At 65.4% G+C, this 12098-nt stretch carries 13 protein-coding genes, 1 tRNA gene and 1 pseudogene; 12 read left to right on the forward strand and 3 right to left on the reverse strand.

Annotated features, from left to right (window positions below; genetic code table 11):
- Positions 1–307: 307 nt before the first annotated feature.
- Genes leuC through leuD form a run of 3 tightly spaced genes read left to right on the forward strand, consistent with a single transcriptional unit; the run spans position 308 to position 2615 of the window.
- The gene (leuC, locus tag ACUXVX_RS20635) at positions 308–1714 is read left to right on the forward strand and encodes a 3-isopropylmalate dehydratase large subunit (protein ID WP_222471814.1); all 1407 of its coding nucleotides are present in this window, start codon (positions 308–310) and stop codon (positions 1712–1714) included.
- A complete protein-coding gene (locus ACUXVX_RS20640; protein WP_252946172.1) occupies positions 1711–1998 on the forward strand; it encodes a hypothetical protein in 288 nt (95 codons plus the stop codon). The genes leuC and ACUXVX_RS20640 overlap by 4 nt, the downstream gene beginning before the upstream one ends.
- Positions 1999–2009: 11 nt before the next feature.
- A complete protein-coding gene (gene leuD / locus ACUXVX_RS20645) occupies positions 2010–2615 on the forward strand; it encodes a 3-isopropylmalate dehydratase small subunit (RefSeq protein ID WP_222471812.1) in 606 nt (201 codons plus the stop codon).
- Between the two features lie 60 nt (positions 2616–2675).
- On the opposite strand, the gene ACUXVX_RS20650 is transcribed toward leuD, so the two are convergent.
- Positions 2676–3875 (reverse strand): TsoY family (seleno)protein, encoded by a 1200-nt coding sequence (locus ACUXVX_RS20650; RefSeq protein WP_446309760.1) that lies wholly within the window; start codon positions 3873–3875, stop codon positions 2676–2678.
- Between the two features lie 439 nt (positions 3876–4314).
- On the opposite strand from ACUXVX_RS20650, the gene ACUXVX_RS20655 reads away from it, so the two are divergent.
- Both ACUXVX_RS20655 and ACUXVX_RS20660 read left to right on the forward strand, forming a co-directional pair.
- Positions 4315–5166, forward strand: a complete 852-nt coding sequence (locus tag ACUXVX_RS20655) for a hypothetical protein (RefSeq protein ID WP_222471810.1) — start codon at positions 4315–4317, stop codon at positions 5164–5166.
- Positions 5167–5267: 101 nt separating this feature from the next.
- Complete coding sequence (locus tag ACUXVX_RS20660; RefSeq protein WP_446309761.1) at positions 5268–6215, forward strand: endonuclease/exonuclease/phosphatase family protein; 948 nt, start codon at positions 5268–5270, stop codon at positions 6213–6215.
- Here the strand turns inward: ACUXVX_RS20660 and ACUXVX_RS20665 are convergent.
- Positions 6135–7055 carry an epimerase gene (locus ACUXVX_RS20665; protein ID WP_446309762.1) on the reverse strand — a complete coding sequence of 307 codons (921 nt, stop codon included), beginning with the start codon at positions 7053–7055 and terminating at the stop codon, positions 6135–6137. The two genes, ACUXVX_RS20660 and ACUXVX_RS20665, sit on opposite strands and share 81 nt — an antisense overlap.
- A gap of 96 nt (positions 7056–7151) precedes the next feature.
- Here ACUXVX_RS20665 and ACUXVX_RS20670 point away from each other — a divergent pair, with 96 nt between their 5' ends.
- Together ACUXVX_RS20670 and leuB are read left to right on the forward strand one after the other, a co-directional pair.
- On the forward strand, positions 7152–8066 hold the full coding sequence (locus ACUXVX_RS20670) for a LysR family transcriptional regulator (RefSeq protein ID WP_446309763.1): 915 nt from the start codon (positions 7152–7154) through the stop codon (positions 8064–8066).
- A gap of 45 nt (positions 8067–8111) precedes the next feature.
- Positions 8112–9218, forward strand: coding sequence for a 3-isopropylmalate dehydrogenase (gene leuB, locus ACUXVX_RS20675; RefSeq protein WP_446309764.1), 1107 nt, complete (start codon positions 8112–8114; stop codon positions 9216–9218).
- Positions 9219–9327: 109 nt separating this feature from the next.
- On the opposite strand, the gene ACUXVX_RS20680 is transcribed toward leuB, so the two are convergent.
- Entirely contained in the window at positions 9328–10008 is a 681-nt protein-coding gene (locus ACUXVX_RS20680) for an ArsR/SmtB family transcription factor (RefSeq protein ID WP_446309765.1), read from the reverse strand.
- Between the two features lie 108 nt (positions 10009–10116).
- Here ACUXVX_RS20680 and ACUXVX_RS20685 point away from each other — a divergent pair, with 108 nt between their 5' ends.
- The 5 genes and pseudogenes from ACUXVX_RS20685 (at position 10117) to ACUXVX_RS20705 (ending at position 12095) form a co-directional block, all read left to right on the forward strand.
- Positions 10117–10431 (forward strand): NIPSNAP family protein, encoded by a 315-nt coding sequence (locus ACUXVX_RS20685; protein WP_446309766.1) that lies wholly within the window; start codon positions 10117–10119, stop codon positions 10429–10431.
- Positions 10428–10784 carry an antibiotic biosynthesis monooxygenase family protein gene (locus tag ACUXVX_RS20690; RefSeq protein ID WP_446309767.1) on the forward strand — a complete coding sequence of 119 codons (357 nt, stop codon included), beginning with the start codon at positions 10428–10430 and terminating at the stop codon, positions 10782–10784. The genes ACUXVX_RS20685 and ACUXVX_RS20690 overlap by 4 nt, the downstream gene beginning before the upstream one ends.
- Before the next feature lie 88 nt (positions 10785–10872).
- Positions 10873–11613: pseudogene (locus ACUXVX_RS20695) on the forward strand (DMT family transporter); the annotation flags it as partial.
- Positions 11614–11834: 221 nt separating this feature from the next.
- On the forward strand, positions 11835–11972 hold the full coding sequence (locus tag ACUXVX_RS20700; RefSeq protein WP_446309768.1) for a hypothetical protein: 138 nt from the start codon (positions 11835–11837) through the stop codon (positions 11970–11972).
- A gap of 46 nt (positions 11973–12018) precedes the next feature.
- A tRNA-Pro gene (locus ACUXVX_RS20705) sits at positions 12019–12095 on the forward strand.
- The last annotated feature ends 3 nt before the right edge of the window (positions 12096–12098 follow it).

A 12098-nucleotide genomic window follows, 5' to 3' on the forward strand; every position in this document is an offset into this window, starting at 1 on the left:
GGCACGGCGAGGGAACGTGGGGCAAGTGTCTGGCGATACGGCAGATTCCGTACCAAAACTGCCGGCAGAGGGTCTCGCACCACCCCACGGGGGAGGTCGCGGCACAGGCGCGACTCCTCTTGCCGCAAAGGCCTTGCGGGTGTATCTCCCCGGGTCATGAGAGTGGTTTTCGATATGGACGACCGGGCCCGCCTGCCGTGGCGGTTCTTTGGCGCGACCCTGACGATCCTCGCCTCGCTATGAGGCGCGGCGCCATTGGTGCGCCCTCCAGACTCGAACCCCCAAAGACTATCAAGGGAGAGGACCGATGTCCCCCAAGACACTCTATGACAAAATCTGGGATGCCCATGTGGCCCATGAGGCCGAGGATGGCACCTGCCTGCTCTACATCGACCGGCACCTCGTTCACGAGGTGACCAGCCCGCAGGCATTTGAAGGGCTGCGCATGTCGGGCCGCAAGGTGCATGCCCCCGATAAGACCATCGCCGTGCCGGACCACAATGTGCCCACCACGGCAGGCCGCGACGATCCGAGCCAGATGACCGAAGACAGCCGCATTCAGGTGGAGGCGCTGGACAAGAACGCCAAGGAATTCGGCGTGCATTATTACCCGGTGAGCGACATCCGGCAGGGCATCGTCCACATCGTCGGTCCTGAGCAGGGCTGGACGCTGCCGGGCATGACCGTGGTCTGCGGCGACAGCCACACCGCCACCCACGGCGCATTTGGGGCGCTGGCCCACGGCATCGGCACCTCGGAGGTGGAGCATGTGCTGGCCACCCAGACGCTGATCCAGAAGAAGTCGAAGAACATGAAGGTGGAGATCACCGGCCAGCTCCGGCCCGGCGTGACCGCGAAGGACATCACCCTCAGCGTGATCGGCCACACCGGCACCGGCGGTGGCACCGGCTACGTGATCGAGTATTGCGGCGAGGCGATCCGCGCGCTGTCGATGGAAGGCCGGATGACCGTGTGCAACATGGCCATCGAAGGCGGTGCCCGTGCGGGCCTTATCGCCCCCGACGAGACCACCTATGAATATGTCAAAGGCCGCCCCCACGCCCCCAAGGGTGCGCAGTGGGAAGCCGCGCTGAACTGGTGGAAGACGCTCTACTCGGATGATGACGCCCATTGGGACATGGTCATCACCATAAAGGGCGAGGATATCGCCCCCGTGGTCACATGGGGCACCTCGCCCGAGGACGTGCTGCCGATCACCGAAGTCGTGCCTGCACCTGAGAGCTTCAAGGGTGGCAAGGTCGAGGCCGCGCGGCGCTCGATCGAGTACATGGGGCTGACGGCGGGCCAGAAACTGAGCGATATCGAGATCGACACGGTGTTCATCGGCTCCTGCACCAACGGCCGGATCGAAGACCTGCGGGCCGCCGCGGCGATTTTGAAGGGCAAGAAGGTGAAGGACGGGATGCGCGCCATGGTGGTGCCCGGCTCCGGCCTCGTGCGGGCGCAGGCCGAAGAAGAGGGCCTTGCGGACATCTTCAAGGAAGCCGGCTTCGAGTGGCGCCTCGCGGGCTGCTCGATGTGCCTTGCGATGAATCCCGACCAGCTGGCCGAGGGCGAGCGCTGCGCCTCCACCTCGAACCGCAACTTCGAGGGGCGGCAGGGCTACAAGGGCCGTACCCATCTGGTGAGCCCGGCCATGGCGGCTGCGGCGGCGATCACCGGCAAGCTGACCGATGTTCGGGAGATGATGTGAGCGCCCTCGCTCCTCATAAGGTGGGCCCTTGGGGCGAGCTCAGCGCGCTGGATAATCCCGGCGGGCTGGTGCTCGTGCCCATTCCCTCCTTCGCGGAAGTGATGACCCTCGTGAACAAGGGCGACGGGCCGCTCACGGAAGCCGAGTTCGACACGGCCAAGGCCCGTGCCGTGACCATCGCGCTGCCGCAGGCGGAGGCCGAGGAGTTCCTCGCCCCGCGTGGCCCCGATACTGAAACCTACGGCGATTACCTCGCGGCCCATGCCGCCCGGACCGCCGGATAAGGACGACCGATATGGAAAAATTCGACAAACTCACCGGGATCGCGGCGCCCATGCCGCTGGTCAACATCGACACCGACATGATCATCCCCAAGGTGTTCCTGAAGACGATCAAGCGCTCCGGCCTTGGCGTGAACCTCTTTGACGAGATGCGCTATGACCGGCAGGGCAACGAGATCGAGGATTTCGTGCTGAACAAGCCGGCTTATCGCGAGGCCAAGATCATCGTCGCGGGCGACAACTTTGGCTGTGGCTCCTCGCGCGAGCATGCGCCTTGGGCTCTGGCCGACTTTGGAATTCGCTGCGTGATCTCCACCAGCTTCGCCGACATCTTCTACAACAACTGCTTCAAGAACGGCATCCTGCCGATCGTGCTGCCGCAGGAAGATGTGGACAAGCTGATGGACGACGCCGAGCGCGGCGCCAACGCGGTGGTGACGGTGGATCTGGAAGCGCAGGAGATCACCGGGCCGGATGGCGGCAAGGTGACCTTCGATCTGGACCCGTTCAAAAAGCACTGCCTGCTGAACGGGCTGGATGACATTGGCCTGACGATGGAGAAGGCAGCCAGCATCGAGAGCTTCGAGGCGAAGGCGGCGCAGGAGCGGCCTTGGGTGTGAAGCTCGGCTGAGAACAGCAGAAGGGGGCCTTTGCGGCCCCCTTTTTTGTTGGGTGGCGCGCTACACCGCCAATGCGATCGGTGTGCGCCCGCCGCCGAAGTGCTTGGCGTTAAGCTTGAGCACCAGGGCGATGGTGGCGACTTGCACAAGAAGCGCCGGGGTGGTCGCGGCCCAGTACACGGCGGAGAACTTTTCGATCACGCCTGCGCCGACGAGACCCTTGTTCACGAAGAACTGGAGCATGACGGAGAGCGCCACGCCGGGGCAGACCAGCGCATAGCTGGCGGGAGAGCGCTCGGGGCCGGAGATGAAGCGGGCGAAGTAGCCCTGGGTCCGCAGAACTGTCAGACCGAAGAGGCCGGTGATGAGTTGCAGGGCAAGGAGCGGTAGCAGCAGGGTGAAGCTGGCCGCCGGGCCGCCGTGCATATCGAGTTGGGCGTGCAGCCCGTGGCTTTGGCGGAGCCAGGCGATGGCGACAACGGTCAGGAGCGGGATGGCGATGAGCAGGGTCGGCGCGGCCTCGGGGTTGGCGCCGTGCTCCATCATGGCGCGCAGGCCCATGATCATGGTGACCAGTGCGATCACCAGCGCCAGCAGGATGAAGAAACTCGACAGCATGAGCGACACAGCGACCGTTTCCTTGACCGCGCTCATTGCAGCCGGCGCGGCGAGGCCGACACCCACCATGGCAAAGGCAAAAGCGGGCAGGGTCTGGGAGAAGCTGTTGTTACTCGCACAGTCGATGCCACCCTTTCCGATCCGCGCGGCGAGGAATCGGCCATAGAGCCTGAGCCCGCAGCCTCCGATGGCGAGGAAGGTCACCATGGCGAGGGGGAAGAGATATTCGACCGCGTTCCACAGCCCAGGCACGAAAACGAGGCCGAGGATGAAGCCGCCGTTCACCGCCATGGCCAGCGCCAGCGGCACGGCCATGAGTTGGCTGCCCGCGTTGGAGCCCATGAGCGCATCGAAGCCCGGCGTTGCGCGGAAGGCGGCAAGGGTGCGCAGGTTCCAGACGAGCGAGCGAAACATAAGGAAGGCGAATGTGGCGATGCCGGCCCATGCGGTGACGATCATCGCCCTCGTCAGCGGCGTGCCTGCGAGGAAGGCGGCCAGGATATCTTCGAACACCGGCACGGTCTGACCGGGGTGCGGCACCCAGAACATCAGGTAGAGAAAGAAGGTAACCATGAGGCCACCCGCGCCCAGGGCGGCGAGGAAATAGAGAGGCACGTAGCCTGTGCGGGATTGGGGTTGCATGATCGGGTCTCCTTGATGAGTCCCGATGATATTACATTCTATTTTGTGAATATGTCTTGATCCAGATCAACCTCGGCGACCTGCCCCGCAGAATGTGGCTCTCTGCTTGGGTTGAGGGTTTTCTTCGGCGATTCAACTAATCCGTGTCAGCTCGAGGCACAGGGCAGGTTCGCGTTGGGGCGAATTTTGCTGCATCCACAATATGTTGCGATTGCACCCCGGACGGCCACCTTTCTGCCAGCAATTTGATGCAAAGCCGCACCAGTTGGCCCGCGAAACTGCCAAATTGATTTCGTTAACCTTAACCGAACCTTGTGGTGGCAAACGAAAGACGGCAAAAATTGGGCAAAGTTGAGGCATACCGTCTTAATCGGCGGAACACCGCGGACAACGGCCTTCGGCAATGCACTGGAGCCGGCTGCGGGAAAGGGATCGAGCAGTGATCACCCGGATCACAGGCGCCTTGGTGCGCGCAGGACTTGTCGCGTTGCTGATTGCAACGCCTTCTCTGCTGCTGCCGCGCATCGGCCCTGATGCCGCGCAGGTCACCGCGCTGCTGGCCCTGTTTGCAGCGGGCCTGACGATCTTTGAATACGCCTCACACTATCCGAGTCTTGTGGAATTTCGGGATGCGCCGCCGTTCAACCGGCTGAGATTCATCACGCTTTTCGTCACCGTCTTCTTGCTGACCATGCTCTGCCGTGGGCAGGTGGAAGAGAGTGGGCTCACCGTGTTCACCGAGGCCGTCGGTCGGCTCATCGGCGATGCGATCGACTTTCCTTACAGCCCTGTGCAGCTCGTACTCCTGAGCCTGCCTGCATCTGTCAGCCCGGAGCATGTGGACCTCGTGCGCTCGGCGGCGGGCATCTCTTACCTGACTTCGCTGATCTCGCTGGCGGTCTTCGTGATCTACATCCGCGCGGGCGGCTGGCCCACCCGCTCGGGCGCCTTCAACGTTTGGGTGAACCTGCCCACCTTCGACCCGACAACGGGCGGCGATGTGGTGGACCGGCTGAACCGCGACGCAAGGCTCAACATCACCCTCGGTTTCCTGCTACCCTTCGTGGCACCGGCGGTGGCCAAAATGGCGGCAGTGGTGTTCAGCCCGCTCGCTATGGAGGCCCCGCAGACCCTGATCTGGACGATGGCGGCATGGGCATTCCTTCCTTCTTCGCTGTTCATGCGCGGGATCGCCATGGGGCGGATCGCCTCGATGATCGAGCAGAAGCGCCGCCGCACCAGCGAGGCGAAACAGCAAGGCGACGTGACCGACACGCTGGCCACTGCCTGACGCTTGCCGCGGTTGCGGCGCTCCTCGTCACACCCGCATCGGCCGAGACTGTTCGGATCGCGAGCTTTTCGCCGGAGCTGACCCGCAAGGGACCGGGGCTTTTGCTACGCGATATCCTGAGAGGCGAGCCGCAGGTTGAGGCCGTAGTGGAGGTGATCCGCGCGGCCGATGCAGATGTGCTGTTGCTGACCGGCATCGACATGGACGCTCAAGGTGCCACGCTGGAGGCGCTTGAAGGGCGTTTGGCCAAGGCGGGCGCCCCCTACCCTCACCTCTTCACCGCGCCGGGCAACACCGGGGTGCGCAGCGGGCTGGACCTAGATGGCGACGGACGGGTGGAGGAGCCGGAGGATGCGCAGGGTTTTGGCCGGTTTCCCGGCGAGGGCAGCATGGCGGTGCTCAGCCGCTACCCGTTGGGCGATGTGACCGAGCTGACCACCGTGCTTTGGCGCGATGTTCCGGGGGGCGACCCTTGGTTTGCCACGGGTGACGCGGCGACGGTGCAGCGGCTCTCCTCCGTGGCGCATTGGGATGTGCCGGTGGAGTTGCCGGGGGGGGCGCTGCATCTGCTGGCGCTTTCCGCCACCCCGCCGGTGTTTGACGGCGACGAGGATCGCAATGGGCGGCGGGCAGAGGATGAGCTTCGCATGTGGCAGATCTATCTGGAGGGTGGCCTCGGCGGGCCGCCGGGTGGGCCTGCCGTTGTAGCCGGGCGCGTGAACGTGGACCCGGTGGATGGCGAGGGCCGGCGGGAGGTGCTTGCGGCGCTGTTAGGCGGCCCGCTGCAAGACCCTGCGCCAGAGGGGCCGGGCGGCGAAGCGGAGGCTGACTCCGGGCACAGCGGCCCGCCTGCGCAGGACACGGTGGATTGGGACGGCCCCGGCAACCTGCGGGTGGATTACGTTCTCCCGCAGGCCGGATTGGAGGTGGCGGGCGCCGGGGTGCTCTGGCCTTTGGAAGGAGCGCCGCTAAACGGGCTGAGCCTTGCCACGGCACAGGCGGCGTCGCGTCACCGGCTGGTCTGGGTCGATCTGGTGCTCGATCGCTGAAGACAGCGCCTCGATGAGCGGGGTGGAGCGGAACGCGGGCAGGAGATCTGCGAGCGGGGCTGGGTCCAACCGGTGCGGTTTGCGCCAGAGGTAGGACATTTCAACGAGGTGGCGCGCCATAGGCCAAGCGGGCGCGGCGAGCCTGAGTGGCCACCACGGCATAGACTTGAGCGCAAGGCGGCCGCCCCAAGCCTGCTCAAGCGCGCCGTGCAACTCGGTGCCGGTGAGTGTGTAGCCCACGAAGGGGATATCGGCAAAGCGGGGCAGGCTCTTGCGCTGCCCGGCAAGGGCAACGGCGGCGCGGGCGACATCGGGCAGGAAGGCCCATTCGTGCGGCCTGTCCAGCGGGCCGGGATAGGTGAAGCTGCCGCGCTTCAGCTTGGGGGTTATGATCTTGTCGAACCAGTTGCCTGACGGCTCGGTATCTATGAAGTCCCCGGCGCGGAGCAGGATGGTGCGGACACCGGAGGCGGCGTAGGCGGCTTCCATGTCGATGCGGAGGCGCCCGAGGGTGTTGGTGGCCTCGTGCGGCGTGCTTGCGGTCAGGAGATCGGGCGCGGCTTCTCCGTAGGGGTAGACGTTGGCCGGGATCAGAACCGTGGCGCCGGTCGCCTGCGCGACCTCGATGATCCGGGCGGTCTGGCCGGGCAGATCGCGGGCCCAGTGCTGATAGGGCGGGTTCCAGCCGTTGACGATGACATCGGCGCCCCATGCGGCATCCCACAGGTCGTCACGGCTACGGTCGAACAGGCGCACGCGCCAGCCCGCCTCGCAGAAGGCCATGTGGGCGTTGCGGCCAAAGCGGCCAGTGGGGCCGAGGATAAGGGCTGTTCCGGGCATTGGTCTGTCTCCGGGCTGGGGTCGATGGGAGGAAACTGTGCTATTCATCTGCAAATGTGAATTGTATAAACATGAAGGTCATGTATTCATTTTTGAATGGCCAATTCTCTCTCTTCCCTCGACTGGTCGCGCGTGCAGGCCTTCCTTGCCGTGGTGGACACAGGCTCGCTCTCGGGTGCAGCGCGTCAGCTCGGCACCAGCCAGCCGACGCTGGGGCGGCAGGTGAAGGCACTGGAGGAGGCGCTGGCCACCCGGCTCTTCAGGCGCGAGGCGAAGGGGTTGGCGCTGACCGAGGCGGGCGCGGCGCTGGTGGAGCCGGCACGGGCGATGCAGGAGGCGGCTATGCGGATGCAGCTCACCGCCGCGGGCCGGGAGGAGGAGCTGGCAGGCACGGTGCGGATTACGGCGCCGGTGTCGGTCAGCCGCTGGATGCTGCCCGAGATCGTGGCCCGGCTGCGGCGGGAGGAGCCGGAGATTCAGATCGAGCTGGTGCCGAACGACGCCAGCGACAACCTGCTGTTCCGTGAGGCCGACATCGCCGTGCGGATGTATCAGCCCACCCAGCTCGACCTTGTTGCCCTGCGTCTCGGCGACCTGCGGATGGGGCTCTATGCCGCCGAGAGCTATCTGGAGGGGCGCGAACTACCGACGGAGTTTGCGGCGCTGATGCAGATGGACCTTGTGGGCAACGACCGGGAAGAGCGGATCATTAGGGGAATGCGCGAGTTCGGGATCGCCGCCGACCGGCACAGCTTTGGCGCACGGGTCGATGACCAATCGGTCTATTGGGCGCTGGTCTGCGCGGGCTGCGGGCTGGGTTTTGGCCCCTGCATGGTGGGCGACGTGGAGCCGGGCGTGGTGGCGGTGCTGCGCGGCCCGCCAGTGCCCTCGCTGCCGATGTGGCTTGCGGCCCATGAGGAGGTGCGGCGGGTGCCGCGCGTGGCCCGGGTGTGGGATGCGCTAGCCGAGGCCTTGCCGCCTCTGCTTGACCCTGCTGCACCAAGGGCGTAGGCCCTCGCGCGACCCTGTTTTGCAAAGACCTGCGAGGAGACCGCGATGAGCAACCCTTCCCTTCTGATCCTGCCCGGCGATGGCATTGGCCCCGAGGTGATGGCCGAGGTCCGCAAGGTGATCGACTGGTATGGCGACAAGCGCGGCCTCAAGTTTGACGTGTCCGAAGATCTGGTGGGCGGTTGCGCCTATGACAAGCACGGCACGCCGCTGCATGACGACACGATGGCCAAGGCGCAGGAAGTGGACGCGGTTCTGCTCGGCGCCGTGGGTGGGCCGAAATACGACAACCTCGATTTCAGCGTGAAGCCCGAGCGCGGGCTGCTGCGACTGCGCAAGGAGATGGACTTGTTCTCCAACCTGCGCCCGGCCCAGTGCTTCGACGCACTGGCCGACTTTTCTTCGCTGAAGAAGGATGTGGTGGCAGGCCTCGACATCATGATCATCCGCGAGCTGACCTCCGGCGTGTACTTTGGTGAGCCGCGCGGGATCATCAAGGAAGGCAACGAGCGCGTGGGCATCAACACCCAGCGCTACACCGAGAGCGAGATCGCCCGGGTTGCGCGCTCGGCCTTCGAACTGGCCAAGAAGCGGGGCAACAAGGTTTGCTCGATGGAGAAGGCCAACGTGATGGAGAGCGGCATCCTGTGGCGCGACGTTGTGCAGGAGATCCATGACGCGGAATATCCCGAGGTCGAGCTGAGCCACATGTATGCCGATGCGGGGGCGATGCAGCTGACCCGCTGGCCCAAGCAGTTTGACGTGATCGTCACCGACAACCTGTTTGGCGATCTGCTGAGCGACCTCGCCGCCATGCTGACAGGCTCGCTAGGCATGCTGCCCTCGGCCTCGCTTGGCCTGCCGATGGCAAACGGCCGCCCGAAGGCGCTTTACGAGCCGGTCCACGGCTCGGCGCCCGACATCGCTGGCACCGGAAAGGCGAACCCGATCGCCTGTATCCTCAGCTTTGCCATGGCGCTGCGCTACTCCTTCGACGAGGGCACGGAGGCCGACCGGCTGGAGCAGGCGGTGAATGCGGTGCTTGCCAAGGGCCTCCGCACGGCGGACCTGCTGGGCGAAGAGGGCGTGCAGCCCGTGAGCACCGCCGAGATGGGCGATGCGATCGTGGTGGCTCTGGAGGAGTCGCTCTGAGGCTGACGGATGCTGGGGGGGGGGGGGGCAGCCCCCCAGACCCCCCGCGAATACTTGCAGCAAGAAAATGCAGGCGGGGTGGGGAAAATTTTAGACGAATTGTTCTGATTCAGATCGGGAAGGCGCTTTCGAATTCGAAGGCGCCTTTTTTGCTGAAGGTGATCAGGCGGGACCCTTTGGTGCGGGTCGCCCAGCCGCTGGCGGTGGCGTGGCTAAGGATCGCCGCGCCGAGGGCGCCTGCGAGATGAGTGCGGCGCTCGGACCAGTCGAGGCAGGCGCGGCAAAGCGGGCGGCGCTTGGCCTTGAGGGGCGCAAGGTCAATGCCTAGCGCGGTAATGCGCGCCTCGCCTTCGGGTGTGAGGGTGATGGCCTCGCGGTTGACGGTGAGCGCGCCCGATGCGGCGAGGCTCTCGAAGATGCGGACGCCTGCCGAACCGGCGAAATGATCGTAGCAGACGCGGGCCTCGCGCAGGGCGTGGTCTCGCGGGCCGGTACGGGTGCGCAGGTGGCCTTTTGAGGCGGCGAGGCCGGCGAGAGCCTCCAGAGCCGAGGCCACCTCGGTTCCGGCAAGCGCGAAGTAGTGGTGGCGGCCCTGTTTGCGGCGCCAGAGCAGGCCGGCGTCTTCGAGCTTGGCCAGATGCCCTGAGGCTGTTGGCGCGGTGATGCCCGCCTCATGGGCCAGTTCGCTCGCCGTGAGCGCCTTGCCGGAGAGCAGGGCCGTGAGCATGTTGGCGCGCGCCGGATCTCCGATCAGCGCGGCGATGCGGGTTATGTCGGGTCCTTCCTTCATGCGGGCAGCCTGCGGGGCGACAGGGTGCCGGTCAAGCGGGGATGGTTTGGTGCAGGCCGAAGCATTGGCGGGGCTCGTCGGGGTATGGGGAAGAAAAGGAGCCTGACCATGATCACCTGTTTCATCCGCTACGAGATCGAGCCGACGCAGCGCGCGGACTTCGAGCACTATGCCCGCAAATGGGGCCAGTGCATCCCGCGCTGCGGGGCCGACCTGATAGGCTATTTCGCCCCGCATGAGGGCTCATCGACGCTCGCTTACGGGGTTTACTCCCTGCCCTCTCTAGCCGCCTATGAGGCGTATCGCGCGCGGCTGGCCGAAGATCCGCTGGGGCGCGAGAATTACGCCTTTGCGCAGGAAAAGCGGTTCATCCGGCGTGAGGATCGGGCATTCTTCAAGCTGGCATCAGGGAGGACCACATGATTGCAGTGATTTTCGAGGTGGAGCCCGCTGACGGGCGGCGCACGGAGTATCTGGAGCGGGCGGCAGCGCTGCGGGAGAGCCTTAAGGGGCATCCGGGGTTCATCTCGGTGGAGCGGTTCGAGAGCCTCACCACGCCGGGCAAGATGCTGTCGCTCAGCTTCTTCGAGGATGAGGCGGCGGTGGAGGCCTGGCGCAACCGGGCGGGGCACCGGGCGCAGCAGGCGGCGGGGCGTGGCGGCGTGTTTGCGGACTATCGCCTGCGGGTGGCAGAGGTGCGGCGCGATTACGGGATGACCGAGCGGGCGCAGGCCCCGCAGGACAGCCGGGAGGCGCACGAGCAGCCCCGCGATTGACGCGGCAGTGCAGCATGGTAGCCTCGCCCAAAGCGTTAGCGCCAACACGAGACCCATGCAGACTTCGAACAACATCAAGGGCGCCCTGATGGCGCTGCTCGCATTTGGCCTATATTCGGCCCATGACGTGGTGGTGAAAACGCTGGGCGGCAGTTTTACCACCTTTCAGATCATCTTCTTCTCGGTCCTGCTGAGCTTTCCGTTGGTGATGCTCATGCTGATGCGCGACACGACGCGAGGCACGCTCATTCCGCAGCATCCGTGGTGGACGGCGCTGCGGACCGGATCGGCGGTGGTGACGGGGCTGTGCATCTTTTACGCCTTCGCCACGCTGCCAATGGCGCAGGTGTATGCGATCATCTTCGCCATGCCACTGATCATAACCGTGCTCTCGGTGCCGATCCTTGGTGAGACCGTGGGTATGCACCGTTGGGGCGCGGTGATCGTCGGGCTGATCGGGGTGATCGTGGTGCTGAGGCCGGGGCAATCTGACCTCGAACTGGGGCATCTGGCGGCGCTGGTCGGGGCCTGCACCGGCTCGCTGGTGTCGATCATCGTGCGGAAGATCGGGCAGGATGAGCGCTCGGCGGTGCTGCTGCTCTACCCGATGATGGCCAACTTCGTGGTGATGGCCTGCGCCCTGCCCTTCGTTTACGTGCCGCTGGAGTTGCATGAGCTGGGGCTGCTCGGGCTAATGGCCGCGTTGGCCTTTGCGGGAGGGCTGTGCTCGATTCTGGCCTACAAGGCGGGCGATGCGGCGATCGTCGCGCCGATGCAATACAGCCAGATGCTCTGGGCCGCGTTCTACGGCAGTTTCTTCTTTGGCGAGGCAGTCGACCGGGTCACGTGGATCGGCGCCGGAATCATCATTGCGAGCGGGATCTACATCGTGCTGCGGGAGAGCTTTGGCGGGCGCTCCACCGCGCATCCAGTGCTGCAGAACCGCTCCCGCGCCGAGACCGGCACCACGCCACGGGTGCGGCTGCTCGGGCGGCTTGTGGGGCGGGTGGCGCAGGAAGGCAGCGTCACTGAAGGGCTTGCATCTACATCGTGCTGCGGGAGAGCTTTGGCGGGCGCTCCACCGCGCATCCAGTGCTGCAGAACCGCTCCCGCGCCGAGACCGGCACCACGCCACGGGTGCGGCTGCTCGGGCGGCTTGTGGGGCGGGTGGCGCAGGAAAGCGACTGAAGGGCTTGCATTGCCCTGCGGGGCGCGATACAGCCCGCGCCACGGTCGGAGTGTAGCTCAGCCTGGTAGAGCACTGTCTTCGGGAGGCAGGGGTCGGAGGTTCGAATCCTCTCACTCCGACCAATA

The sequence above is a fragment of the Vannielia sp. SX4 genome (assembly GCF_052828525.1).